Origin of the sequence: Jannaschia sp. M317 (assembly GCF_025141175.1) — a bacterium.
Lineage (GTDB): Bacteria > Pseudomonadota > Alphaproteobacteria > Rhodobacterales > Rhodobacteraceae > Jannaschia.
Window position 1 is genome coordinate 70226 of sequence record NZ_CP081155.1, and the last position, 23249, is coordinate 93474.

The window sequence follows — 23249 nt, forward strand, 5'->3', positions numbered from 1 at the left end:
AGTTCCTCATATGGTCGGGATGCCCTTGAAGCGGCAGTTGTCCACCACCACTTCGGCATCGATCGTTCTTAACCCCCGAGGGAGGTCCGGCGAAACGGTGTAAACCGCATCTCCGCTCCAAAGGCCACCCTCTTCCTGCACCGTGGTGCGCACATGTCGCGCAAATCCGAAGCCTCGGATCAGTGCATACTGCGCTGCAGCACATTCCGCATAGTCCGTCACGTCCTGCCCATCGCGCGCACCGCGCATGGTGACGACGAAATTGACCAGGTCCCCCTCCAGCAGCCGCGTCTCCACCCCGCGATACTCGGGGCGAAAGACGTCGACGACCGGTGATTCCACTGTCTGACACGCGGCCATGACAAGCGGAAGCGTGGCGGCTGCGCGCCACATGCGCGTCACTCCGCGGCGATGGGCTGCGAGGCGAGCGCGCGGGCCTGGGCCGACAGTTCGGCCATCAACTCGGACGCACGGGCGACCGGGTTGGTCAGGTAGAAGTCGCGAATCGCCGGGGCAAAATCGCCTACGCCCAGGGTCGGCGTTTCGCCCAGGGGTTCGGACTTGTTGACCGGCACCATATCCAGATCGGCCAGTTCCGGCGCGGCCGCGACCAGCGCGCGGCGCAACTGCGCCAGACTGTCGAACGGCAGCTGATAGCCGACCTCGGCGGACAGGGCGCGCAGGACGGCCCAGTTTTCCTTGGCCTCGCCGGGGGCGAAGCTGGCCCGCTGCGCCAGTTGGGGACGGCCTTCGGTATTGACGAACAGCCCCTGCTCCTCGGTCCAGGCGGCACCCGGCAGGATCACGTCGGCGCGGTGTGCACCCCGGTCGCCATGGCTGCCCTGATATATGACAAAGGCCCCTGCGGGCACGTCGATCTCGTCCGCGCCCAGGTTGTAGATCACGTCCGCCGACAGCGCGGCGTCAATTCCCCCTTCGCAGGTGGCACCGACATCCATGGCCCCGACGCGCGACGCGGCCGAATGCAGCACCAGAACAGGCGAATTGGCCGATGCGCTGAGCGCGCGCACGACAGCCAGAACCTCTGCGCCGTCTTCGCCGGTCAACGCGGATTGCCCGACGATGATAATGCCCGCCTTGTCGGCCATATCGGAATGGTCCTGAGCGGCCAGGTCCGAGAGCGCCTCGCGCCCGGCGCCCAGATCGATCGGATCATAGGACAGATCCGCCGGTGCACCGATACGAGCCACCTTGGCCCCGCGCAGCCAGGCCTTGCGGATACGGGCATTCAGGACCGGAGCTTCGACCGAGGGATCGGTGCCGATCAACAGGATGTTGTCTGCCGTGTCGATATCCTCGATCGCAGCCGTTCCGACGTAACCGGCACGGTCACCCGCAGGCAGCTTGGCCCCGTCGGTCCGGCATTCGGTCACGCCGTCCAGCGCGGTCATCAACTGGGTCAGGGCATAGGCCGCCTCGGTCGAGGCCAGATCGCCCACGATCCCGGAAACCTTCTTGCCCTTCATCGCCTCGGCGGCAGCGGCCAGCGCTTCGGGCCAGGTGGCGGGCTTCAGCTTGCCGTCGCGGCGGACATAGGGCCGATCCAGCCGCTGGCGACGCAGACCGTCCCAGACAAACCGCGTCTTGTCGGAAATCCATTCCTCGTTCACGCCGTCATGGTTGCGCGGCAGGATACGCATGACTTCGCGACCCTTGGTGTCCACCCGGATGTTGGAGCCGAGCGCGTCCATTACATCGATGGTCTCTGTCTTCGACAGCTCCCACGGGCGGGCGGTAAAGGCGTAGGGCTTCGACACCAGGGCACCCACGGGGCACAGGTCGATGATGTTGCCCTGCATGTTCGATTTCAGCGTTTCACCCAGGTAGGAGGTGATTTCGCTGTCCTCGCCGCGACCAGTCTGGCCCATCTGCGTGATGCCTGCGACCTCGGTAGTGAAGCGCACGCAGCGGGTGCAGCTGATGCAGCGGGTCATGTGGGTTTCGACCAGCGGGCCGAGGTCCAGATCGACCGCCGCGCGCTTCGGTTCGCGGAAGCGGGAGAAGTCGACGCCATAGGCCATCGCCTGATCCTGAAGGTCGCATTCGCCACCCTGGTCGCAAATCGGGCAATCCAGCGGGTGGTTGATGAGCAGGAACTCCATCACGCCTTCGCGGGCCTTCTTGACCATGGGAGAGTTCGTCTTGACCACCGGCGGTTCGCCGTCCTTGCCGGGGCGCAGATCCTTGACCTGCATCGCGCAGGAGGCGGCGGGCTTGGGCGGGCCGCCCACGACCTCGACCAGGCACATGCGGCAGTTGCCCGCGATGGTCAGACGTTCGTGATAGCAGAAGCGGGGGATCTCGATCCCGGCCACTTCGCAGGCCTGGATCAGGGTCATCGCACCCGGGACTTCGATCTCGTTTCCGTCGATGACGATTTTCTTCAGGTCGCTCATGCGGGCCGCTCCGATCGTAGGCGTTTGGACCGGGTTCTAACGCCCCGAAACGCCGGTGACCAGAAGCGGAACGCCGCAGCGCGCTGTTAATCGACCTCCAACAGGCGCCCAATCTGACTGTCGGCGGCAAGTTCCGCCTCTCCGACGCGGCAATGGGCCTCCGTGTCGCCCTTTGCGGCACCCTTGGCGGCCAGCCGTGCACGCGCGACAGCCTCCAGCCGATCCTTGGCGGCATCGTCGTCGATAAAGGCGTCCACCTCGGCCCGGCTATACCCAAGATCCATCGCCGCCGAACGCAGCGCCAGCAGGTATTGCAGCCCCCGCAGCGTTCGCCCGTCAAGCCGCGGGCAGACCTCGGAGATTTCATAGGCAATGCCCACGTTGATCAGCCCCTCGGTGATACGGGGCTCCTGCTCCAACCCGGCGAAGGCGGGGGCGGCGGCAAGGGTCAGGACGGCGGCAGTCAGGGTCGTCTTCATGATGGCGGTCTCCGGTCGGATGTCTTGACCGCAGATGTTGGTCGCCCCGCCGGTCATTCAATAGCGCGGTCCCGCAGGCCCATGGCACCCGGCAATTTCCCGCCTCAGCGCGAGATGCAGCGCCCGGTCAGGACAAGCGCACCATCATCGGCCAGTGCGATTTCTTCCAGCGGACGATCGGGGCCGTTTTCCCACAGGATTTCCGTGCCCCCAAAGACCCGCAGGCAATAGCGCACCGCCTCGATCCGCCCAGCTTCGCGGGCGGCCCCCAGATCGCGGCCCGCGCTCCGAACGGACACGGCAAAGCTGCGGTCGTCTTCGCTCACGACATTCAGGCGGGACCGGAACCGGATGCCCTCAACCTGTTCGGAGTTTCCGCGCAACCCGCCGCGCGGGAACAGCCCGCTGTCGCCCGAACCCAGCCCCGAAAATCCGCATCCCGTCAGCAGGACGGCCCCCGTCAGCGCCAGCGCAATCGCCTTCATCCCTCGACCTCCAACAGCAGCGCCCCGATCGGGGTTTCCTCTGCGATTTCCCTTTGCCCTGCGGCACAGACCGCGGCCTGAGGTGCGCCGTCCGTCAACCCGTGGCGTGTGACGAACGCCTCTTGCAACAGGGCAATCGCCTCGGCGGGATCCTCCATCCGCGTGGCCAGAGTTTCGGGCGTGAACCCGTCCTCGGTCAACTGTCGCAGAACATCGTCGGTGCGCCGCGCCATGCCGCCCAGGTCGACGGACAGGGTCGGACAGTTCACCGCTAGGATCTGTGCCGTCGACGTTTCCATCGCCCCGGTCACGAAATACGCGGGCGCCGGGCGCAGTGTCTCGGCCACGGCGGGGCCGCTGAGGACCAGCAGAACCGCAATCGCCCTCACAGCGCGAAGGCCCCGATCAAGGCCAGCAGAGCCAGCCCTGCGGTCATGAACAACCCGATGGCAAAGAACGCAGAGCGCATCGTCTGGTTTTCGGTCCGCACGTGGACCACCGCCATGGCGATCCGCGCGACGACGAAAACCGACGCCAGCAGGTTGACCCAAAAGGGCGAGGCCCCGACCAGCATCGCGGCGACCGTGGCAGCAACAAAGGGTCCGGACGATTCGATGGCGTTCGCAAAGGCCCGTTCCCGCCGGTAAACGGGGTTGCTGTAATCACGCACAGGTTTGCCACAGGGCGCACGATCTGGCGTGCGTCCGATTGTCGAGACGCCGGCCAGAACCTGCGAAAGAATCGCCCAGATCGCGAGCGAGGCAAGCGCGTGGGCGTAGAGAGAAGGATCAAATGTCATGTCTGATCCCTAGTGCATCGGCTGCGGGGCGCCAAGCATCCGCAGCGCGGATCAGATTGCATCTGGTCCATGCCTGACCCGTGATTGTGTCGAAACGTCCACCCGCGCGCCCGGCCCTTCGCGATTTAGGCGGACGGGCCTACCGAATGGCCGCGACGGGCCAATTGGCCTGGGGCCAGGTCATTCGGCTGAACGAGCCGCCTGCCGCGAACCACCCCACCCCTCGCGTTTCCGGGACTCGCCGAACCGGGACAGCCTAGACCCATCCAACCGAAAGCAGAACTAGGCGATCAGCGTCGGGGCGCGGGTGACCAATGGCCAAGCGGCTGCGCGAGCGGCCTCTGCCCCAGACGAATCCGGAACTGCGCCCCGCCAAGGCGTTCACACAGGCTGCGGCATATGCAAACGACGCTGCCGGTCCCCGGTGGGGACCTTCAGCGCCGCTCAGTCAAGATGTGCTAGATGAGTCACGCGCAGCCTTGCCCCCAAAGGCATGGCTGCGTCACGACGAAGGGCCGATCACTCGGCCGCGATGGTCGCGGTCGGTGTGATCCGCTTGTGCTTGATGCGGTCCTCGATCTCACCACGGAAGTGACGGATCAGGCCCTGGATCGGCCAGGCCGCCGCATCGCCGAGGGCGCAGATCGTATGCCCCTCGACCTGCTTGGTGACGTCCAGCAGCATGTCGATTTCCTCGACCTCCGCCTCGCCGCGCACCAGACGGTCCATGACGCGCATCATCCAGCCGGTGCCTTCGCGGCAGGGCGTGCACTGGCCACAGCTTTCGTGCTTGTAGAATTTCGACAACCGCCAGATCGCCTTGATGACGTCGGTGGAGTTATCCATCACGATGACCGCCGCCGTGCCCAGGCCCGACCGCTGCTCGCGCAGGTAATCGAAGTCCATGATGGCGTCTTTCATCTGCGCGCCGGGAATCATCGGCACCGAAGATCCGCCGGGGATCACCGCCTTCAGATTGCCCCAGCCACCGCGAATGCCACCGCAATGGGTTTCGATCAGCTCTTCGAAGGTGATCGACATCGCCTCTTCGACGACGCAGGGGCGGTTCACGTGGCCCGAAATCGCAAACAGCTTGGTGCCCGCATTGTTCGGCCGGCCAAAGCCCGCGAACCATTCGGCCCCACGGCGCAGGATGGTCGGCACCACCGCGATGCTTTCGACGTTGTTCACCGTCGTGGGGCAACCATACAGACCCGCACCCGCCGGGAAAGGCGGCTTCATGCGGGGCATCCCCTTCTTGCCTTCGAGCGATTCAATAAGGGCGGTTTCCTCGCCGCAGATATACGCCCCTGCCCCGTGGTGCAGGTACAGGTCGAAATCCCAGCCCGACTTGGCGGCGTTCCGGCCCAGCAGACCGGCCTCATAGGCCTCGTCGATGGCGTTCTGCAGCGCCTCTTTCTCGCGGATGTATTCGCCGCGGATGTAGATGTAGCAGGCATGCGCACCCATCGCGAAAGAGGCGATCAGCGCCCCTTCGATCAGGGTGTGCGGATCGTGGCGCATGATTTCCCGGTCCTTGCAGGTACCGGGCTCGGATTCGTCCGCATTGATCACCAGATAGGCGGGACGACCGTCCGATTCCTTGGGCATGAAGGACCACTTGAGGCCGGTGGGAAAACCCGCGCCGCCGCGCCCGCGCAGGCCGGAGGCCTTCATGATCTCGACGATCTTGTCGCGGCCCAGACCGATCAGGTCCTTGGTGCCGTCCCAATGGCCGCGCGACTGCGCGCCCGCCAGGCTGCGGTCAGCCATGCCGTAGATGTTGGTAAAGATCCGGTCCTGATCCTGCAGCATCCTGTTCACTCCTCTTCGCGGCGCATCTTGCGAACCCGCAGCAACATGATCAACGCAAAGCCCAGTGCAGCCAGCGCCACCAGATCCGCCAGCCCCATCAGCCGTGTCGGCAGGTTGAGCCAGACGCCCAATCCCTGCAACGGCAGCCAGACGGCAAAGGTGCCAAGGATCACCAGCGCCACGTTACGCTGGGCTTTGGCGATGCGCCTGTCGGATGAGCTGGGCCCGGTCATTTCGGAGCCTCTTGAACAGGTCAGGCGCGGTGCCGTCAAGCGTGACCGCGCCCGACTGCGTCAATAGACGTCGCCCTTGCCAACCTTTTGTGAAAACGCCGTCTCTTCGCCATCGGCCAGAACGCGCGCCTGCGATACCCATTCGTCCCGGCTGACGCGCCCTTTGAAACCTTCCAGGTTCTGATCCACCCAGGCGATCTCCGCGTCGGTCCAGGCCGCGACCTGGTCGAAATGGTAGAACCCCATGCCGTGCAGCATTGTCTCCAGCTTCGGGCCCACGCCTTTTATTTTCTTGAGATCGTCCGCCCCCCCGTCGCGCGCCGCGCTCAACGTGGCCGGCTTTTGCCCCGCGCCCGGATCGGCGGCGGGCGCAGGCGGTGCCGGGGCTGCATCGACAGGGGCGGCGGCCTGCGACGGGGCGACAGGCGCGTCGATCACGCCGACCGAGACGGGGCGCGCCATCGCGCCCGCAAACCGCTCGCCCGAGGTCGTGTCGGAAATGGCCGACACCTCGACCGAGGACTTGTGCGGCGACGGCTTGTTTACGTTGCGCGGGCGCAGGGTTTCCAGATCGACCGCCGGGCGGGCCGAGACCGATATCGTCTCGCTCTGCGGGGCCGCGTCGGCGGACGGGGCGCGGCCAACGGTCAGCATCAGGATCAATCCCAGCACCGCGAACACGACGAATCCGCCAAAAATCGCCTGGAGGACGCTCCACCCGGCGATCATGATCAACAATACGAAGGTCCCGGCCCCGACCAACGCGGCCACCCCCCAAGAGGTCGCGGCGCTTTCCAGCGGGCCGATCGGGCGAATTCGAGTGTCCATTTGGTGTCCTCCCCAAGATCAACTGGGGAACGACACCGGGCCGGGCGTCCCCCCTACTTCTGTCGGGCAGAGAACTCCGTCTCTCCGCCGTCAGCGAGGAGTTTAGCCTGTTTCACCCATTCGTCACGCGTCACGCGTCCCTTGAACCCCTCGAGGTTCGCATCGACCCATGCGATTTCCTGGTCAGTCCAGGCGGCAATCTGGTCGAAATGGTAGAAGCCCATGGAATTGCAAAGCTTCTCCAGCTTTGGGCCGACGCCTTTGATCAGTTTCAGGTTGTCGGCCTTGCCGTCGCGCGCGCCATCCAGCGCGGCGGGACGATCGGCTTCGGTCGGTTCCGCAGGCGATTCGTCGGGCGTGCCCTTGGCCTCGGCCTCGGATCCACGCACGTTCGCCACCCCATCAGAGGCGTCGCCGCGATCCCGCGGGGCCTCAGCCTGACCGGCAACCCGACCCGCCTGCTTGCCGTCGGGACCGGACGGCCCCATCAACGGATCACGCGCGGCCAAGGTGGGATCAGGGTCCGCCTGCTCGGCCTTTTGCCAGGGCGCTTTCAGCGGCACTTCGGTGCCGTCGATACGCTTGATCGTGTCGCCAATATCCGTGGCCAAGGCGACCGAGGCGTTCTGGTCATGACCTTTCGACGCGGCCGCATCGGTCAGCGACGTGACCCCGTCCAACGGCTCCGACGTGAAGCGTCCGTTCTGGGGACCGGGCACCGGCACCTCACCGGCGCGGAACTGGTCCAGCATCTCGCTGAACCGATCAACGGTCAGGTCCTCGTAGTAATCCTTGCCGATCTGGGCCATGGGCGCGTTGGAACAGGCCCCCAGACATTCAACTTCTTCCCAGCTCAGCTTGCCATCGGCGCTGATCTCATGGGCGGATTTGGCGATCTTGTCGCGGCAGACAGCCACCAGATCCTCGGCCCCGCAGATCATGCAGGACGTGGTGCCGCAGATCTGGATATGCGCGACCGAGCCGACCGGCTGCAGCTGGAACATGAAGTAGAATGTCGCCACCTCCAGCACCCGGATATAGGCCATGCCCAGCATCTCGGCGATGTGTTCCATGGCCGGGCGGGTGAGCCATCCCTCCTGCTCCTGCGCGCGCCAGAGCAGCGGGATCACCGCGCTGGCCTGACGGCCTTCGGGATACTTGGTGATCTGCGCCTCGGCCCAGGCCTGGTTGGCAGGCAGGAAGGCGAAGCTTTCGGGTTGGTCTTTGTGGAGGCGGCGGAGCATGTCTGATCGTCCTTCGGTCCGCGACCGGGCGCGGGCACCCGGATCGGTTCACTAACTGTGTTGCGCCCGCCTTAGCGGTCGATTTCCCCAAAGACGACATCCATCGTCCCGATGATCGCCGCCACGTCGGCCAGCTGGTGCCCGCGGGCGACATGGTCCATCGCCTGAAGATGCGGGTAGCCGGGCGCGCGCAGCTTGGCGCGGTAGGGTTTGTTGGATCCGTCCGACACCATGTAGACGCCGAACTCACCCTTGGGGGCCTCGACGGCGGCATAGACCTCACCGGCAGGCACGTGGAAACCTTCGGTGTACAGCTTGAAGTGGTGGATCAGGCTTTCCATCGAGGTCTTCATCTCGCCACGCTTGGGCGGGGTCATCTTGCCGCGCGCAAGGATGTCGCCCTGGCCCGAAGGCTCCCGCAGTTTGGCAGTGGCCTGCGTGATGATCCGCAGCGACTGGCGCATTTCTTCCATCCGCACCAGATAGCGGTCGTAGCAATCGCCGTTCTTGCCGGTCGGGATCAGGAAGTCGAACTCGTCGTAGCACTCATAAGGCTGCGCGCGGCGCAGATCCCAGGCCAGGCCCGACCCGCGCGCCATCACGCCGGAGAAGCCCCAATCCAACACCTCCTGCTCGGAGATGATGGCGATGTCGACGTTGCGCTGCTTGAAGATCCGGTTCTCGGTCAGCAACTCGTCGATGTCCGACAGGAACGAGGGATATTCCTCGCACCAGGCGTCGATATCGTCCAGCAGCTCGGGCGGCAGATCCTGATGCACGCCGCCGGGCCGGAAATAGGCCGCGTGCAGACGCGCGCCACAGGCCCGCTCGTAGAATTCCATCAGCTTTTCGCGATGCTCGAACCCCCAGAGCGGCGGCGTCAGCGCGCCTACATCCATCGCCTGCGTGGTGACGTTCAGGATATGGTTCAGGATGCGCCCGATCTCGCAATACAGCACCCGGATCAGCTGGGCGCGGCGTGGCACAACGGTACCGGTCAGCTTTTCGATGGCCATGCACCAAGCGTGTTCCTGGTTCATCGGCGCGACGTAGTCGAGACGGTCCAGATAGGGCAGGTTCTGGAGGTAGGTCCGGCTCTCCATCAGCTTTTCGGTGCCGCGATGCAGCAGGCCGATGTGCGGATCGCAGCGCTCCACGATCTCGCCGTCCAGCTCCAACACCAGGCGCAGCACGCCGTGCGCCGCCGGGTGTTGAGGCCCGAAGTTGATGTTGAAATTGCGGATCTTCTGCTCGCCCGTCAGGGCGTCTTCGTAACCGCGCGGGTTCAGGTCGCCGTCCATCATATCGGTCTCCTCAAACGTTCAAAGCCGATGCGCCCATCGTCCGGAACACCTTGGTCAACAATTTCCACTGTCCGTTCACCCGGAGGAACCCCAGATGATCCTCGTATCGACGCGGCGGCACGTCCACCCACAGATGCACACGCGCAATTTCGTCGCCTGACACGTCAATGCTCAGGATTTCAGCCGAGACGGCACCCGGAAACGGCTCCCGCCCCCGGACACGCTCCAGATAGGCGGGCAGGTCCCAGTGGTTCGCGCCGCCCGTCTCCGTCACCTCGGTCATGAAAAAGCGATCATGACAGATATCCTCGAGCACCTCGGGACGCGCGTAATAGACACCATCGCAATATCGCTCGGCCAGCGTGCGAACCGCGGCCTCAGCGGTGAGGACAGCCTCCATCACTTCGCTTCCCCCTTCTCATCCCCGGGCAGCACGTATTCCGCACCCTCCCACGGGGACATGAAATCGAACTGCCGGTATTCCTGCGTCAGGGACACCGGCTCATAGACGACGCGTTTCTGCACCTCGTCGTAGCGGACCTCGGTGTAGCCCGTCGTCGGGAAGTCCTTGCGCAGCGGATAGCCGCGAAAGCCGTAGTCCGTCAGGATGCGGCGAAGGTCCGGGTGGCCCGAAAACAGGATGCCGAACATGTCGAAGACTTCGCGCTCGAACCAATTGGCGGCCGGATAGACCGATACGATCGAGGGCACGATGTCTTCTTCGCGAACGTAGGTTTTCACCCGGATCCGCTGATTCAGATACATCGACAGGAAATGATAGACGACGCAGAAGCGGCGCTCATCCCCCGGATAGTCGATGGCGGTGATGTCCACGAGGGTCGAGAACCGGCACTGCTCGTCGGACTTCAGAAACTCCATCAGCGCGGGGATGTCCGACGCCACGGCCTCGACCGTCAGCTCGCCCAGGGTGATCCCGCTGGACCGGATCAGGTCGGGCTGCCGCAGTTCCAGATGCTGCGCGAGTTCGCTCAGTTGTTCGCTCATCGCAATGATCCTTCCTTTGCCGCGCGGGTCATCGCACCAGTGTCCCCGTCCGGCGAATTTTCCGCTGAAGTTGCAGGAGACCGTAAAGCAGCGCCTCTGCCGTCGGCGGACACCCCGGCACATAGAGATCGACCGGCACGATCCGGTCACACCCGCGCACGACGGAATAGCTGTAGTGATAATATCCGCCGCCATTGGCGCAGCTGCCCATGGACAAGACGTATCGTGGTTCCGGCATCTGGTCATAGACCTTGCGCAGGGCCGGGGCCATCTTGTTGGTCAGCGTACCTGCCACGATCATCAGGTCCGATTGACGCGGGGATGCGCGGGGGGCGGTGCCGAACCGTTCCATGTCATAACGCGGCATGGCGGTGTGCATCATCTCGACGGCGCAGCAGGCCAGACCAAAGGTCATCCAGTGCAGCGAGCCGGTGCGCGCCCAATTGATGATGTCCTCAGTCGAGGTCAGCAGGAAACCCTTGTCCTGCAACTCCTTGTTGAGAAGCTGCGTGGCGTGTTCCTTGTCGCCGCCTGCGGTGTTCAGTCCGGTCTGCACGCCCATGGCCTCGCTCCGTATCGGAAGGCGGGGCGCGCGCTGTCCGGCGTGCCCCATCGGACTGCGGTGTAGCCCGCGCCCCCATGGGGGTCAACACGGGCCCAGCGCCAAACAGGACGCAACCAGGGTCCTGCCGCGCCTTTGCGCAGGGTTCAGCCGCACTGACGAGAGACTATACAAAACCATAAATCCGGTTATATAGGAATCATGACAGATCATGCTGATTCCGCACGGGCGCTTGCCGCACTTGGTCACGAGGCCCGCCTGCACATCTTTCGCTTTCTGGTGCGGGCGGGACAGGGCGGCGCAACCGTGGGTCAGATCGCCGCACATCTCGATCTGCCTGCGTCCACGCTGGCGCATCATCTGCGCAGCCTGGTGACCGCCGGTCTGCTGACACAGGAACGCCAGGGACGAGAGGTCGTGACCCGCGTGGCCTTTGACCGGATGACGGCCCTGCTGGATTTCCTGACCGCCGAATGCTGCTCCGGCATCGCCGCGCCGCGCGATGTCGCCTGACATGCCACGGCAAGGCGCCGTTCTCAGGCCCTATATAACTACAAAACCAAGGATATAATTATGACAGATTTCCCCCTTACGCGCCCGCCCCTCTGGGCGCAGGTGACGCGGCACAAGGTCTGGTTCGCCATCTTTGGCATCTTCGCTCTCTTGCTGGTGGTGAACGCCACACAGGCGGGCCAAAGCCTCCGCTTCGTCCAGGAGGCGCTTTGGGGCACGGCCCCGTTCCTTCTGGCGTCGATCGGCATTGCGGCCTGGGCCAAGGCCACTGGAGCAGACGGTCAGATCGCCCGCGCCTTCGGAGGTGCCCCGCTTGTGGCAATCGCCATGGCGGCGCTTGCCGGAGCACTGTCGCCGTTTTGTTCCTGCGGAGTGATTCCATTGATCGCGGCGTTGCTGACGATGGGTGTGCCGCTGTCCGCAGTCATGGCGTTCTGGCTGGCGTCGCCCCTGATGGACCCGTCAATGTTCGCCTTGACCGTCGGCGTTCTGGGCCTGCCCTTTGCCCTGGCAAAGACCGGGACCGCCGTGGCCCTGGGCCTGTTCGGCGGCTACGTGACCCACGCGCTGATGGCGGCGCGCGCCCTGCCTGATCCCCTGCGGCCAGAGATCGGGAACGGGGGGTGCGGCGGCGCGGCAGCCCGGCAGACAAAGCCCATCGTCTGGCGGTTCTGGGACGACCCCGACCGCCGGTCGGCCTTTGCGGTCGAGGCGCGCAGCAGCCTTCTGTTCTTGCTGAAATGGCTGACGCTCGCGTTCCTGTTGGAAAGCTTGATGTTGGCCTTCGTGCCCGCCGAAACGATCACGACCCTGCTGGGCGGCACCGGCATCGGGCCCATCGCGCTGGCAACCGTCGTCGGCGTTCCTGCCTACCTTAACGGCTATGCGGCCCTGCCGTTGGTTGGGGGATTGATCGAACAGGGAATGCAGCCGGGTGCCGGGCTTGCGTTTCTGATCGCGGGCGGGGTCACATCCCTGCCAGCCGCAATCGCGGTCTGGGCCCTGGTCCGCCCCCGCGTCTTTGGCCTTTATATCGTGCTGTCGCTGACCGGGGCCTTTGCCGCCGGTCTTGCCTGGCAAGCCCTGGGCTGACGATCAACTGGGCGTTCGGTCCCGGACGGGACCGGACGTCATTCCCACTCCAGCGCGCCCTTTTTCCATTCGTAGGCGAACCCGACGGTCAGGACCGTCAGGAAAACCATCATCGACCAGAAGGCCGCATCGGTCAGGCCGGCAAAGCTGACCGCCCAGGGAAAGAGAAACGCGATTTCCAGATCGAAGATGATGAACAGGATCGCCACCAGATAGAACCGCACGTCGAATTTCATCCGCGCGTCGTCGAAGGCGTTGAACCCGCATTCGTAGGCAGACACCTTTTCCGGGTCCGGCGCGCGCACGGCGATGATGGCGGCAGCCAGGATCAGCACCAGGCCCAGGCCGATGGCCACGCCCAGAAAGATCAGGATCGGCAGGTATTCCATCAGCATGGGGGACATGTCGGCTCTCCGGTCTGGTCGGGTTCGGTCTTAGGCGCGGCGGCGCGGGGCGTCAACGGGCGGCAATGCGGTCACAGACGTTGCAGCCCCAGGAAGGTGGCCTTGATCCAGCCATCGGGACCAGCCCCGCCACGGCGAATGCGGCACCATGTCTCATCCACGGAACACAGGTCGATCACCCCGCCCGCACCAGGTTGCAACTGATCCACGACCTCTGTGTCGGTCCCCGGACCGGCGCGCAGGTTCACGATGCCATCGGTCACATTGCCCATCGGTTCCGTGACCGACAACAAAAGCGGCGGCTGCCAATCCCGTGCCGCTTCGCCCCCCGAGGCGCGCGCCACCGCCTCCAGCACGGATTGCGGCAAGGCACGCGCGGCCCCGTCGTCCGGCAAGGGGCTCACGGTGACATTGGGGGTCGAGACGGGGTCCAGCGAATCCCCACTTATCCGCATGAGCGGGACAACATCGGCATCGACCCAGCCGGTCACCCCTGCCGCCGTCACCTGGCACCACCTGCCCAAGGCGTCGCAGACCCCCAGGTCCGCCACCTCTCCGGGCAACAATCGTCCTACGATCAACCGGCCCGGCCCCGGCGCATCCTGCAATGGAATGGCACTGTCCGTCGGGTTCATCACCGGCTCGGCGCTCAGCTGAGCGGTCAACAGCACGGCACTCAGGGCCACAAGGAACGCGCGCATCTTCTAGCGCAACGCACGGAGCAAGGCGACCGACGGGTCGCCCGTCACCGGCATCCCCCGCCGTCCCTGAAACGCCTCGATGGCCGCGCGGCTTTTCGATCCGATCACGCCATCAGGCTCACCGACATCGAACCCCTGCGCCGCAAGCCCCCGTTGCAGGTCCTTGCGCTGTTCCAGCGTCAAACCGAACCGGTCCGGCCCGAACTGCTGCCGCAGCGGCCCGCCGCCCGCGATCCGATCGGCCAGATAACCGACGCCAAGGGCGTAGTTGTCGGAATTGTTGTACCGCTTGATGACGCGGAAATTCGGCCCGGTGCGGAACACCGGCCCGATGGCGTCGGTCGCAAGATTGCCGTTCGGGTCCTCGACCGCCCAGCTTGCCCCCCTCTGCCAGCCATTCCGCGACAGATACGCCGCGGTGGATGCCAGCGCATCGGACGGATCGTCCGACCAGATATCACGTCGACCGTCACCGGTGAAATCAACGGCAAAAGCCTCGTAGCTTGTGGGGATGAATTGCGTATGCCCCATCGCGCCGGCCCAGCTGCCGACCAGACGCATGGGCGTGGTGTCGCCCGACTGCAGGATCTTGAGCGCGGCGACCAGCTGAGCCTCGAAGAATCGCCCGCGCCGTCCATCAAAGGCCAGGGTCGAGGTCGAGGAAATCACCGGAATGTCCCCCCGCCGCGTCCCGTAATAGCTTTCCACCCCCCAGACGGCCGCAACGATCTGGGCAGGCACGCCATAGCGCGCCTCGATCGCCGCCAGCCGCGACCGCTGCTGTGCAAAGGCGGCGCGCCCGGCGCGCACGCGGGTCTCGTTGGCGACGATGGCCAGATAATCCTCGAACGAACGCTTGAATTCGGTCTGATTGCGGTCGCGGGTGACGACACCGGGCACGAACCCCTGCCCCCGGAACGCGGCCTCCAACACCTCGTCTCGGATGCCCTGCCCCGCGGCGCGACGCCTGAAGGCGTCGACCCAGGCCGACCAGCCCGGCGTGCTGCGCGGGATCAGATCCGGGTCGGTGGACCGCGCGGCGGGCCGCACGGAGGTGACGGGCTGCGCGCCGCCGCAACCGGCAAGCGGCAGCGACGCAAGGGAAAACGCGAACGCGCGACGGGTGAGCATGGCCTGTGATCCTTCTGCGAGGGTTGTCCCAGACCCTAGCCCAAGCCCCGCCACGAACAAGCGGTGAACCGCCCGCTGCGCGATCCTCCGCCCAACATCCCTACCGCAGCAGATACCCCTGCGGCCCGGTCGCCCGCGCCCCCTGCCGCTTTGGCGGACAGGTCAAAAAGAGCCTGGGGCCGCGCATCGGGCGTCTTTTCACCCTGCCGACAAATCCGCCGCCCCACCGCCGGAAAACCGGCAGAACGGCTGCGTCATCGCACCCAGCGCGGCTTGCGCTTCTCGAAGAAGGCCCCGACCCCCTCAGCCGCCTCCCCTCCCTGCCAGCGGGCGGCCAGCGCATCGACCGTGCGCGCGATTTCGGCCTGGTCGATCACCGGCCCCAGACTGCGCGCCAATGCCTTGGCGTCGGCCACGGCACCGGGCGCGCAGGACAGATAGGGGGTGACCTCCGCCTCGACCGCCGCGTCCAGCGCGTCGGGGGCCACGACGCGGGCAATCACACCCAGCTGCTGCGCCTCGGCGGCATCGAACCGGCGCGACGACATGAACACGCGGCGCGCCATCCCCTCTCCGATCCGTGCAATCACATAGGGACCGATGGTGGCCGGTATCAGACCCAGCCGCGTTTCCGTCAGGCCGAACAGCGCGCCCTCGACCCCGACCGTCACGTCGCAGACGCAGCACAGGCCGACGCCGCCACCAAAGGCCGCCCCCTGCACCCGCCCGATCAAAGGTTTCGGCAAGGTATTGAGCGCCTGGAGCATCCCCGCCAGACGCCGCCCTTCGGTCGCACGTCCATCGGCCGTGGCATCGAACTGCGCCCGCATCCAGCCAAGATCCCCGCCCGCACAGAACGACCGCCCCGCACCGGTCAGGATCACCACCCGACTGTCGTCGGTGCCCAGAACCCCGGCCACATCGGTCAGCTCGTCCATCATCTGCGCCGACAGGGCGTTGTGCACCTCCCCCCGGTTCATCGTCACGGTCACGACACCCCGGTCGTCCCGCGTCACCTGCAACGTCTCATAGCTCATCGCCCTGCCCTCATCTGTTGCGCCAGCACCCCGGCCTCCGCGACGATCCCCGCATCCAGTCCCGTCTCGTACCCGGCGGCGCAGACATGGGCCAGAACCGCTTCGGTCGCCACATTTCCCGCCGCGCCCGGGGCATAGGGGCACCCACCCAACCCGCCGACAGCGGCATCGAACACCCGCAGGCCCCGTGCCAGGGCCACGTCCACATTCGCAAGCGCCCGGCCCGAGGTGTCGTGAAAATGCCCGGCCAGGCACCCGGACTCCATCTCGTCCAGCACTGCGTCCAGCATGGCATCGACCGCTTCGGGTTGCCCGCGCCCGATGGTGTCCCCCAGGCTGACTTCGTAGCAGCCCAGGTCGCGCAACGCCGCCACCACCCGTGCCACGTCGGCCGGTGCGACCGCGCCGTCAAACGGGCAATCCGTCACGCAGGACACATAGCCCCGCACCGGCATCCCGTCGCCCCGCGCCGCGGCGACAACCGGCGCGAACCGCGCCAGGCTCTCGGCGATGGAGGCATTCAGATTGGCCCGCGAAAACCCCTCGGAGGCAGACGCGAAGATAGCCACCTCATCGGCCCTTGCCGCGCGCGCACCCTCATAGCCGCGCAGGTTGGGCGTCAATGCCGCATAGCGCGTGCCCGCCGCCCGCCTGATGCCTGCCAGAACCTCTGCTCCGTCGGCCATCTGCGGCACCCACTTGGGGCTGACGAAACTCGCCACCTCGATGCGCGCGAACCCGGCCCGCGACAGCAGATCCACCAGACCCACCTTTTCGACCGCCGGGATCATCCGCTTTTCATTCTGCAGACCGTCGCGCGGCCCGACTTCGAAAATCTCGACCCGCTCAGGCATCCGGCACCTCATAGAACTCCTGCGTATAGACCCCCACGCCGCCCTGCGACGCGGCCCAGGCAGGCCGCGCCTGGCATCGGTCCAGCCAGGCCGCCATCCGGGGCCGGGCCCCGATCCGATGAAACCGCCGGCCCATATCGACGGCCTGCGCGACCGCCACATCGGCGGCGGAAAACCCGGTCAACAACCAGTCGCCCGACAGGCGCGCCTCGATCGCGTCGAAACACTTTCCGATCCGCGCCGCCTCGATCTTCATCACCGTAGGCGAACGCATCCAGTCCTCGCGCAGGGCCACGTGCTGCTGCGTGCAGGCGGCAGCGTGCTGAGAGAGGGTTTCGGCAAAATGCACCCAGATCAGCCAAGCCGCACGCTCCGGGTCACCGGGGGGCCGCCCCAGCTGCCCGAACCGCTCGCAGAGCAGCTCGATCATCGCACCCGACTCCCAGATCGCCTGCCCGTCCAGTTCCAGCGCAGGCACCCGCCCGGCAGGGTTCAACGCAAGGAAATCTCGACCGCGCAGCGACTTGTCGAAGGGCCAGATGCGAACATCGACCGCAACGCCCAGTTCACGCAGCAACCAAAGCACCCGGTCCGACCGGCTCTGCGGCACGTGGTGGAGCGTGATGTCAGCCATGGTCCCTCTTTACTCTGCTTTGAAAATGTCCCGGGGGTGCGGGGGCTGGCCCCGCGCGGCCGAGGGTCAACCCTCGGCGGCCTCCTCCATCCGCACCAGCGCGGCACCGGCTTCTACCTGTGCCCCTGCGGCGACCAGCACCTCCGCCACGACCCCGTCGCGCGGTGCGCTCAGCGTGTGTTCCATCTTCATCGCTTCCAGGATGGCCAGCCGCGCCCCCGCAGCAACCTCGGCCCCTGCCTCGACAAAGACTGCCTTGACCAAGCCCGGCATCGGGGCCTCCACCACGCCCGAGGCCGCCCCCCCCGCCGCCGCGACGGCCAGCGGGTCCGGCACGTCGAAGGAATAGACGTTGCCCCAGAACACATGCACCGCGCCGGGTCCGTGGCCGATCTCGGCGGGCACAGGTTCGCCGTCGACCCGCCAGCCGCCGTCTCTGGTGATCTCGTGGCTGGCTTCGCCCACGTAGCTGCGGAAATGCCCCGGGCCCAGCGCCTCCACCCGCACCGTGATTTCCTCGTCGCCCCGCGTCAGTTTCTGCGTCCAGCCCAGCGGGGCCCACAGATGCACGCCCTCGCCGGTCTGGCCCCGGTTCAGCCCCAGAGCGCCCAATGCCGCCAGCGACCGCGCCTTGGTGCAGGGCACCGGGGCTGCGGACAACGTCACCATATCCCGGTCGATCAACCCGGTATCGACGTCGCCCCTGACGAAATCCGCCTGCCGCGACAGTTTGCGCAGGAACGAAAGGTTGGTGACCGTCCCGGCCACCTGCGTCCCGGCCAGCGCGCGTTCCAGTTGCAAAAGCGCCGTCGCGCGGGTCGGCCCATGCACGATGACCTTGGCGATCATCGGATCGTACCAGGGGGAAATGACATCACCGGGCCGCACCCCGGTGTCCGCGCGCGCGCCCTCAGGGAACCGCAGATGGGTCAGCGTGCCGGTCGCAGGCAGGAAGCCCGCCGCCGCATCCTCGGCGTAAAGCCGCGCCTCGAAGGCGTGGCCAGTGATCGACAGATCCTCCTGCCGCGCAGGCAGTGCCTCGCCCGACGCGACGCGCAGCTGCCATTCCACCAGATCGACGCCGGTGATCGCCTCGGTGACCGGATGTTCCACCTGCAGCCGCGTGTTCATTTCCATGAACCAGAACCCGTCGGGGCGCAGCCCGTCCGCGCCGTCGACGATGAATTCCACCGTGCCCGCGCCCGCATAACCGATCGCCTCGGCGGCCCGCACTCCGGCGGCCCCCATCGCGGCGCGCATGTCCTCGGTCATGCCGGGGGCGGGGGCCTCTTCGATGACCTTCTGGTGACGCCGTTGCAGCGAGCAGTCCCGCTCGAACAGATGCACGGCGCGGGTGCCGTCGCCGAAAACCTGCACCTCGATGTGGCGCGGCGTGGTGATCCATTTCTCGATCAGCACGTGGTCGTTGCCAAAGGCCTTGGCCGCCTCGGATCTTGCCGCGTCCAGCGCATCGGCGAACCCGTCCGCTGCTTCGACCTTTCGCATGCCCTTGCCGCCGCCGCCCGCGACGGCCTTGATCAGCACCGGATAGCCGATCTTGTCGGCCTCGCGGGCCAGATGCACGGCGTCCTGGTCGGCCCCCTGATATCCCGGCACGACCGGCACGCCCGCCTTGGCCATCAGGTCCTTGGCCGCGTCCTTCAGGCCCATCGCGCGGATCGCCTTGGCGGAGGGGCCGATGAACACCAGCCCCGCGGCTTCGACCGCATCAACGAAATCGGGGTTTTCCGACAGAAACCCATAGCCCGGATGGATCGCCTGCGCGCCCGTCTTCAGCGCGGCCGCGATGATGGCATCCCCGCGCAGGTAGCTGTCGGCCGGGGCCGCGCCGCCCAGACCGACGGCCTGATCGGCCATCTCGACATGCCGGGCGCGCGCATCCGCGTCCGAATGCACAGCCACGGTCCGCACCCCCAACCGACGGCAGGTGTCGATGACACGGCAGGCGATTTCGCCCCGGTTCGCAATCAGGATCTTGGTGAACATCAATCTATCCTCGCCTCGGGCCGCGCCCGATCCGTCAGTCCACGACCTGCGGTCGCCGTTCTGGTGTGACACACCATCCGCCCGGTCATGGCGCGTCCGCCGCATAATCCGCCACGACCCGGAACCGTTCGCACATCAGCTTCATGTCTTCGGACCAACCGCCGTTGCGTTCGAAGTACCGGCGATACCCGGATTGCCAGTGGGCCAGGTCGCGGAATTCGCCCTGGGCCGCGACGAATTCCGCGTCCATCTCGGACCAGCGCCGGGTCGTGACCTCGACCGTTTCGATCATCAGGGCGGGCGTGCCGTCCCAGTTCAGCGCGACATCGCGGCGGCCGACCTCTGGCCAGGCGTCGCCCTTGGCCCCATAGACCCGCGCCGCCTCGCAAGTGGCCGTCTTCTTGCCCGTTCGGATCAAGCCCAGGATCTCGGCGCAAAGTGCTTCGCTGTCACCGAACCGGAAGGTTTCGGCGTCGGGGTGGGCGTCGATGATCTGTTGCAGCGTCTGGGTCATCACATCCGGAACACGCCGAAGCGTGTCTCCTCGATTGGGGCATTGAGCGCGGCGCGCAGTGAAAGAGCCAGTATATCCCGTGACTTGCGCGGGTCGATGATGCCATCGTCCCATAGCCGCGCCGAGGCATAGAGCGGGTGCGACTGCCGCTCGAACATCTCTTCGGTGGGGCGCCTGAAGGCGGCTTCTTCTTCGGGCAGCCAGTCCTTTCCGGCGCGGTCCATCGCGTCGCGCTTGACCGTGGCCAGAACGCCTGCGGCCTGCGCGCCGCCCATCACCGAGATCCGCGAATTGGGCCAGGTCCAGAGGAACCGGGGCTGGTAAGCCCTTCCGGACATTCCATAATTTCCCGCGCCAAAGCTGCCTCCGACCAGCATCGTGACCTTCGGCACCGAGGTCGTCGCCACCGCCGTCACCATCTTGGCCCCGTGGCGCGCGATGCCCTCGTTCTCGTATTTGCGGCCCACCATGAAGCCGGTGATGTTCTGCAGGAACACCAGCGGGATGTTCCTTTGGGAACACAACTCTATGAAGTGAGCTCCCTTCTGCGCGGCCTCGGAAAACAGCACACCGTTGTTGGCCACGATGCCCACCTGCAGTCCGCAGACCTCGGCGAAACCGGTCACCAGTGTCTCGCCGAAGCGGGCCTTGAACTCATCGAAACGGGACCCGTCGACGAGGCGCATGATGACCTCGCGGATGTCGTAGGGGGTGCGCAGATCGGCGGGGACGACATCCAGCAGTTCATCGGGGTCGTAGGCCGGATTTTCGAAACTGTACGTTTTGGGGGAAACCCCGCCGGCGTCTTTCACGTTTTGTACAGCCCGCCGCGCCAGGGCCAGCGCATGGGCGTCGTCCTCGGCCAGATAGTCCGCGACCCCCGACAGGCGGGTGTGCACGTCGCCGCCGCCCAGATCCTCGGCGGTCACGACTTCGCCCGTGGCGGCCTTTACCAGGGGCGGCCCGGCGAGGAAGATCGTGCCCTGTTCGCGCACGATGATCGACACGTCGGACATGGCGGGCACATAGGCCCCGCCCGCCGTGCAAGACCCCATGACCACGGCGATCTGGGCGATGCCCTTGGCGGACATCCGGGCCTGATTGTAGAAGATGCGCCCGAAGTGGTCGCGGTCCGGAAAGACCTCGTCCTGGTTGGGCAGGTTGGCCCCGCCCGAATCGACCAGGTAGACGCAGGGCAGGCGACATTCCTCGGCGATTTCCTGGGCGCGCAGGTGTTTCTTGACGGTGATCGGATAGTAGGTGCCGCCCTTTACCGTGGCATCGTTGCAGACCACCATGACCTGGCGGCCATGCACCAAGCCCACGCCTGCGATGGCACCGCCGCCGGGGGCCGCGCCGTCATACATGCCATGCCCCGCAAAGGTCCCGACCTCCAGGAAAGGCGAGCCGGGGTCCAGCAGCCCCGCGACCCGGTCGCACGGCAGCATCTTGCCGCGTGACAGGTGACGCGCGCGGCTGGTCTCGCCGCCGCCCGCCTGCGCGGTGATCGCGGCCTGTCGGATTTCGTCCAGGGCCGCCAGATGGGCGGCGCGGTTCGCGCGGGCCTGATCGGACCCGGTGACAAGCCCGGAGGTGAGTTTCATGCTGTGGCCTCCTGCGGCACGCGAGGGGTGGGGGTGGGGGTCACTCTGTCGGCTCCGGCGGATTGTCGGCTTGCCGCGCGGCGAGGATATCCAGAAGCGCGCCCGAGGCGGTCGTGGCCCAGTCGCGCCAGATCGCGTTCGTCAGGCAATCGACCGGATCGGCCGGCCCCGGCACCACGCCCGCACATCCATCGGTCAGCGCCTTGATGCGGGGGGCGGCGTCATCGGGGTGTCCCGCAACGGCATGGGCCCGGATCAGGGCCTGCGTCCAGAACTCCCGGTCCTGTCGGGCACAAATGCTGCGCGCAGGGCGGAACAGGTATTCATTCGCACTGCAGGAAGCGGTGACCGGCGCGCGGGCCATGGCACAAAGAAACGGGATACGGTCGCGCAGCGCCTGCTCCGAGACGCCTTTGCCCGCCGCCTCGCCGACGCAGGTCAAAAGGGCGCGGATCTGCGCATCCTCCGGGATCGTCTGCGCAGGCACCGGAATGGCAGACAGAGCCAGCAAAAGCACGGGAAGAAGGGTCGAGGCCGAAAGGCCCGCCACGCCGGTCCGGGCAAGGCAGTGCCGCTGCGCTGCGGTGGCGGGCACCGCAGCGCAGCGGCGCGCGCGGGCCTTGGGGGACGGGATCATCACATGCCCTCCGTCAGGCCACGCAGGCGGATCACGCGGTCCGCCGTCATCTCGGACATGCAGGCCGAATGGATGATATGGCGCATGGACCCCGAGCCCCAGATCGCATGATCCAGCCCGCATTCGGCATCGCGAAAGGCGATCCAGGCACGTTGGGCGGCCAGCAGGCTGGCGGCCCGCGCCGAGAACTGATCGCCGAAAAACTTCGCGTCCTCGGCATCCTCAGCTTCGGCCCAGGCCCGATGGGCCGGCCAGTCGGCGTTCAGCAGATCGTCCCAAAGGCCGGTTTCCATCGCGTTGCACTCCGTCATGCCAAGCGTCGTATGCCCGCCTTCGGTGGTGTCCATGCACAGACGGGCGGCCAGGCCCTTGCACTGCGCCAGGTCCTGCGCCGCATCGGCCGCGGCAACGCAGGCATCGAACTGGGCCTGCCAGCGCGGGGGGGCGGGCACCTCGGCCGCCGCCGGGGCCGCGCACAGGACGAGGCAGCACAGCGCGCGCATCATCCGCCCGATCCTGCCAGAATTTCGTCGAGCCGCAGGGCCTGCGCGCCGGTCAGCGCGGCGTGACACTCGGTCTCGGCAATGCCTGCGCCCGACCCGCCGCCCCAGGTGCTTGCGACAAAGGCGCATTGCTCGTCCCGCCAGCTGATCCAGGCGCGCTGAGCGGTGCGCAGCGCCGGCAAGCTGCGCGGCGCGGCGGAACCGACGTCGTCCAACTCCGCATCGCGCGCCTTGAAGAGGACGATGAGCGCCCTGTAGATCCGGTTCAGCTCCGCATCCCAGAAACGGCGCTCGGCCTCGTGGCAGTTGCCGATGCCGATCTGGCTGCCGCCATAGTCCCCCGCCATGCAGGCCGCAGCCGCAGAGCCGATGCAATCGGCCCCTGCGCCATAGCACGCCTGTGCCCGCACGGGGTCGAAGGGGACCTTGACCTGCGCGGCGGCAGGC

The 23249-nt window shown here is 66.4% G+C and carries 28 protein-coding genes; 2 read left to right on the forward strand and 26 right to left on the reverse strand.

Annotated elements, in window-relative coordinates; translation table 11 throughout:
* Positions 1 to 6 precede the first annotated feature (6 nt).
* The 14 genes from K3551_RS00360 to K3551_RS00425 all read right to left on the reverse strand — a co-directional run bounded on the left by K3551_RS00360 (position 7) and on the right by K3551_RS00425 (position 11171).
* Complete coding sequence (locus tag K3551_RS00360; protein ID WP_259916647.1) at positions 7 to 393, reverse strand: hypothetical protein; 387 nt, start codon at positions 391 to 393, stop codon at positions 7 to 9.
* A gap of 5 nt (positions 394 to 398) precedes the next feature.
* Complete coding sequence (gene nuoG, locus K3551_RS00365) at positions 399 to 2417, reverse strand: NADH-quinone oxidoreductase subunit NuoG (protein WP_259916650.1); 2019 nt, start codon at positions 2415 to 2417, stop codon at positions 399 to 401.
* Positions 2418 to 2503: 86 nt separating this feature from the next.
* On the reverse strand, positions 2504 to 2896 hold the full coding sequence (locus K3551_RS00370) for a DUF5333 domain-containing protein (protein ID WP_259916652.1): 393 nt from the start codon (positions 2894 to 2896) through the stop codon (positions 2504 to 2506).
* 104 nt (positions 2897 to 3000) lie between these two features.
* On the reverse strand, positions 3001 to 3381 hold the full coding sequence (locus K3551_RS00375) for a hypothetical protein (RefSeq protein ID WP_259916654.1): 381 nt from the start codon (positions 3379 to 3381) through the stop codon (positions 3001 to 3003).
* On the reverse strand, positions 3378 to 3770 hold the full coding sequence (locus tag K3551_RS00380; RefSeq protein WP_259916656.1) for a DUF5333 domain-containing protein: 393 nt from the start codon (positions 3768 to 3770) through the stop codon (positions 3378 to 3380). Before K3551_RS00380 ends, K3551_RS00375 begins: the two co-directional genes overlap by 4 nt.
* Positions 3767 to 4180, reverse strand: a complete 414-nt coding sequence (locus tag K3551_RS00385; protein ID WP_259916659.1) for an MAPEG family protein — start codon at positions 4178 to 4180, stop codon at positions 3767 to 3769. The genes K3551_RS00380 and K3551_RS00385 overlap by 4 nt, the downstream gene beginning before the upstream one ends.
* Before the next feature lie 519 nt (positions 4181 to 4699).
* Entirely contained in the window at positions 4700 to 5995 is a 1296-nt protein-coding gene (gene nuoF / locus K3551_RS00390; protein ID WP_259916661.1) for an NADH-quinone oxidoreductase subunit NuoF, read from the reverse strand.
* A gap of 5 nt (positions 5996 to 6000) precedes the next feature.
* Entirely contained in the window at positions 6001 to 6228 is a 228-nt protein-coding gene (locus K3551_RS00395) for a DUF5337 family protein (RefSeq protein ID WP_259916665.1), read from the reverse strand.
* Between the two features lie 60 nt (positions 6229 to 6288).
* Positions 6289 to 7056 carry an endonuclease gene (locus tag K3551_RS20015; protein ID WP_409197391.1) on the reverse strand — a complete coding sequence of 256 codons (768 nt, stop codon included), beginning with the start codon at positions 7054 to 7056 and terminating at the stop codon, positions 6289 to 6291.
* A 53-nt stretch (positions 7057 to 7109) separates the two neighbouring features.
* Positions 7110 to 8300 carry an NADH-quinone oxidoreductase subunit E gene (locus K3551_RS00405; protein WP_259916666.1) on the reverse strand — a complete coding sequence of 397 codons (1191 nt, stop codon included), beginning with the start codon at positions 8298 to 8300 and terminating at the stop codon, positions 7110 to 7112.
* 71 nt (positions 8301 to 8371) lie between these two features.
* Positions 8372 to 9604: an NADH-quinone oxidoreductase subunit D gene (locus K3551_RS00410; RefSeq protein ID WP_259916669.1), complete on the reverse strand. Its 1233-nt coding sequence runs from the start codon at positions 9602 to 9604 to the stop codon at positions 8372 to 8374.
* Between the two features lie 10 nt (positions 9605 to 9614).
* The gene (locus K3551_RS00415) at positions 9615 to 10004 is read right to left on the reverse strand and encodes a nuclear transport factor 2 family protein (protein ID WP_259916670.1); all 390 of its coding nucleotides are present in this window, start codon (positions 10002 to 10004) and stop codon (positions 9615 to 9617) included.
* Entirely contained in the window at positions 10004 to 10609 is a 606-nt protein-coding gene (locus K3551_RS00420; RefSeq protein WP_259916673.1) for an NADH-quinone oxidoreductase subunit C, read from the reverse strand. Before K3551_RS00420 ends, K3551_RS00415 begins: the two co-directional genes overlap by 1 nt.
* 28 nt (positions 10610 to 10637) lie before the next feature.
* Positions 10638 to 11171 (reverse strand): NADH-quinone oxidoreductase subunit B family protein, encoded by a 534-nt coding sequence (locus tag K3551_RS00425; protein WP_259916675.1) that lies wholly within the window; start codon positions 11169 to 11171, stop codon positions 10638 to 10640.
* Between the two features lie 201 nt (positions 11172 to 11372).
* On the opposite strand from K3551_RS00425, the gene K3551_RS00430 reads away from it, so the two are divergent.
* Both K3551_RS00430 and K3551_RS00435 read left to right on the forward strand, forming a co-directional pair.
* Positions 11373 to 11684 carry a helix-turn-helix transcriptional regulator gene (locus tag K3551_RS00430; RefSeq protein WP_259916678.1) on the forward strand — a complete coding sequence of 104 codons (312 nt, stop codon included), beginning with the start codon at positions 11373 to 11375 and terminating at the stop codon, positions 11682 to 11684.
* A gap of 60 nt (positions 11685 to 11744) precedes the next feature.
* A complete protein-coding gene (locus tag K3551_RS00435; RefSeq protein ID WP_259916679.1) occupies positions 11745 to 12776 on the forward strand; it encodes a permease in 1032 nt (343 codons plus the stop codon).
* Positions 12777 to 12814: 38 nt separating this feature from the next.
* Here the strand turns inward: K3551_RS00435 and K3551_RS00440 are convergent, their stop codons facing one another.
* The 12 genes from K3551_RS00440 to K3551_RS00495 all read right to left on the reverse strand — a co-directional run bounded on the left by K3551_RS00440 (position 12815) and on the right by K3551_RS00495 (position 23212).
* Positions 12815 to 13180, reverse strand: coding sequence for an NADH-quinone oxidoreductase subunit A (locus K3551_RS00440; protein WP_259916681.1), 366 nt, complete (start codon positions 13178 to 13180; stop codon positions 12815 to 12817).
* 71 nt (positions 13181 to 13251) lie between these two features.
* Positions 13252 to 13881, reverse strand: a complete 630-nt coding sequence (locus K3551_RS00445) for an SH3 domain-containing protein (RefSeq protein WP_259916684.1) — start codon at positions 13879 to 13881, stop codon at positions 13252 to 13254.
* A gap of 3 nt (positions 13882 to 13884) precedes the next feature.
* Positions 13885 to 15012 (reverse strand): lytic murein transglycosylase, encoded by a 1128-nt coding sequence (locus K3551_RS00450; protein WP_259916688.1) that lies wholly within the window; start codon positions 15010 to 15012, stop codon positions 13885 to 13887.
* A gap of 254 nt (positions 15013 to 15266) precedes the next feature.
* A complete protein-coding gene (locus K3551_RS00455) occupies positions 15267 to 16049 on the reverse strand; it encodes a crotonase/enoyl-CoA hydratase family protein (protein ID WP_259916690.1) in 783 nt (260 codons plus the stop codon).
* Positions 16046 to 16903 (reverse strand): hydroxymethylglutaryl-CoA lyase, encoded by an 858-nt coding sequence (locus tag K3551_RS00460; RefSeq protein WP_259916691.1) that lies wholly within the window; start codon positions 16901 to 16903, stop codon positions 16046 to 16048. The genes K3551_RS00455 and K3551_RS00460 overlap by 4 nt, the downstream gene beginning before the upstream one ends.
* The gene (locus K3551_RS00465; RefSeq protein WP_259916693.1) at positions 16896 to 17537 is read right to left on the reverse strand and encodes a glutathione S-transferase family protein; all 642 of its coding nucleotides are present in this window, start codon (positions 17535 to 17537) and stop codon (positions 16896 to 16898) included. The genes K3551_RS00460 and K3551_RS00465 overlap by 8 nt, the downstream gene beginning before the upstream one ends.
* Positions 17538 to 17603: 66 nt before the next feature.
* Positions 17604 to 19544 (reverse strand): acetyl/propionyl/methylcrotonyl-CoA carboxylase subunit alpha, encoded by a 1941-nt coding sequence (locus K3551_RS00470; protein WP_259916695.1) that lies wholly within the window; start codon positions 19542 to 19544, stop codon positions 17604 to 17606.
* Between the two features lie 85 nt (positions 19545 to 19629).
* Positions 19630 to 20058, reverse strand: coding sequence for an ASCH domain-containing protein (locus K3551_RS00475; protein ID WP_259916699.1), 429 nt, complete (start codon positions 20056 to 20058; stop codon positions 19630 to 19632).
* A complete protein-coding gene (locus tag K3551_RS00480; protein WP_259916700.1) occupies positions 20058 to 21662 on the reverse strand; it encodes a carboxyl transferase domain-containing protein in 1605 nt (534 codons plus the stop codon). Before K3551_RS00480 ends, K3551_RS00475 begins: the two co-directional genes overlap by 1 nt.
* 40 nt (positions 21663 to 21702) lie before the next feature.
* Complete coding sequence (locus K3551_RS00485) at positions 21703 to 22299, reverse strand: hypothetical protein (protein WP_259916702.1); 597 nt, start codon at positions 22297 to 22299, stop codon at positions 21703 to 21705.
* Positions 22299 to 22805: a lysozyme inhibitor LprI family protein gene (locus K3551_RS00490; RefSeq protein WP_259916703.1), complete on the reverse strand. Its 507-nt coding sequence runs from the start codon at positions 22803 to 22805 to the stop codon at positions 22299 to 22301. Before K3551_RS00490 ends, K3551_RS00485 begins: the two co-directional genes overlap by 1 nt.
* Entirely contained in the window at positions 22802 to 23212 is a 411-nt protein-coding gene (locus K3551_RS00495; RefSeq protein ID WP_259916704.1) for a lysozyme inhibitor LprI family protein, read from the reverse strand. Before K3551_RS00495 ends, K3551_RS00490 begins: the two co-directional genes overlap by 4 nt.
* Positions 23213 to 23249 lie beyond the last annotated feature (37 nt).

Coding starts and splice junctions, on each gene's coding strand:
- K3551_RS00360 (WP_259916647.1), bottom strand. CDS start 393: ATGTGGCGCGCAGCCGCCACGCTTCCGCTTGTCATGGCCGCGTGTCAG.
- nuoG (WP_259916650.1), bottom strand. CDS start 2,417: ATGAGCGACCTGAAGAAAATCGTCATCGACGGAAACGAGATCGAAGTC.
- K3551_RS00370 (WP_259916652.1), bottom strand. CDS start 2,896: ATGAAGACGACCCTGACTGCCGCCGTCCTGACCCTTGCCGCCGCCCCC.
- K3551_RS00375 (WP_259916654.1), bottom strand. CDS start 3,381: ATGAAGGCGATTGCGCTGGCGCTGACGGGGGCCGTCCTGCTGACGGGA.
- K3551_RS00385 (WP_259916659.1), bottom strand. CDS start 4,180: ATGACATTTGATCCTTCTCTCTACGCCCACGCGCTTGCCTCGCTCGCG.
- nuoF (WP_259916661.1), bottom strand. CDS start 5,995: ATGCTGCAGGATCAGGACCGGATCTTTACCAACATCTACGGCATGGCT.
- K3551_RS00395 (WP_259916665.1), bottom strand. CDS start 6,228: ATGACCGGGCCCAGCTCATCCGACAGGCGCATCGCCAAAGCCCAGCGT.
- K3551_RS20015 (WP_409197391.1), bottom strand. CDS start 7,056: ATGGACACTCGAATTCGCCCGATCGGCCCGCTGGAAAGCGCCGCGACC.
- K3551_RS00405 (WP_259916666.1), bottom strand. CDS start 8,300: ATGCTCCGCCGCCTCCACAAAGACCAACCCGAAAGCTTCGCCTTCCTG.
- K3551_RS00410 (WP_259916669.1), bottom strand. CDS start 9,604: ATGATGGACGGCGACCTGAACCCGCGCGGTTACGAAGACGCCCTGACG.
- K3551_RS00415 (WP_259916670.1), bottom strand. CDS start 10,004: ATGGAGGCTGTCCTCACCGCTGAGGCCGCGGTTCGCACGCTGGCCGAG.
- K3551_RS00420 (WP_259916673.1), bottom strand. CDS start 10,609: ATGAGCGAACAACTGAGCGAACTCGCGCAGCATCTGGAACTGCGGCAG.
- K3551_RS00425 (WP_259916675.1), bottom strand. CDS start 11,171: ATGGGCGTGCAGACCGGACTGAACACCGCAGGCGGCGACAAGGAACAC.
- K3551_RS00430 (WP_259916678.1), top strand. CDS start 11,373: ATGACAGATCATGCTGATTCCGCACGGGCGCTTGCCGCACTTGGTCAC.
- K3551_RS00435 (WP_259916679.1), top strand. CDS start 11,745: ATGACAGATTTCCCCCTTACGCGCCCGCCCCTCTGGGCGCAGGTGACG.
- K3551_RS00440 (WP_259916681.1), bottom strand. CDS start 13,180: ATGTCCCCCATGCTGATGGAATACCTGCCGATCCTGATCTTTCTGGGC.
- K3551_RS00445 (WP_259916684.1), bottom strand. CDS start 13,881: ATGCGCGCGTTCCTTGTGGCCCTGAGTGCCGTGCTGTTGACCGCTCAG.
- K3551_RS00450 (WP_259916688.1), bottom strand. CDS start 15,012: ATGCTCACCCGTCGCGCGTTCGCGTTTTCCCTTGCGTCGCTGCCGCTT.
- K3551_RS00455 (WP_259916690.1), bottom strand. CDS start 16,049: ATGAGCTATGAGACGTTGCAGGTGACGCGGGACGACCGGGGTGTCGTG.
- K3551_RS00460 (WP_259916691.1), bottom strand. CDS start 16,903: ATGCCTGAGCGGGTCGAGATTTTCGAAGTCGGGCCGCGCGACGGTCTG.
- K3551_RS00465 (WP_259916693.1), bottom strand. CDS start 17,537: ATGGCTGACATCACGCTCCACCACGTGCCGCAGAGCCGGTCGGACCGG.
- K3551_RS00470 (WP_259916695.1), bottom strand. CDS start 19,544: ATGTTCACCAAGATCCTGATTGCGAACCGGGGCGAAATCGCCTGCCGT.
- K3551_RS00475 (WP_259916699.1), bottom strand. CDS start 20,058: ATGACCCAGACGCTGCAACAGATCATCGACGCCCACCCCGACGCCGAA.
- K3551_RS00480 (WP_259916700.1), bottom strand. CDS start 21,662: ATGAAACTCACCTCCGGGCTTGTCACCGGGTCCGATCAGGCCCGCGCG.
- K3551_RS00485 (WP_259916702.1), bottom strand. CDS start 22,299: ATGATCCCGTCCCCCAAGGCCCGCGCGCGCCGCTGCGCTGCGGTGCCC.
- K3551_RS00490 (WP_259916703.1), bottom strand. CDS start 22,805: ATGATGCGCGCGCTGTGCTGCCTCGTCCTGTGCGCGGCCCCGGCGGCG.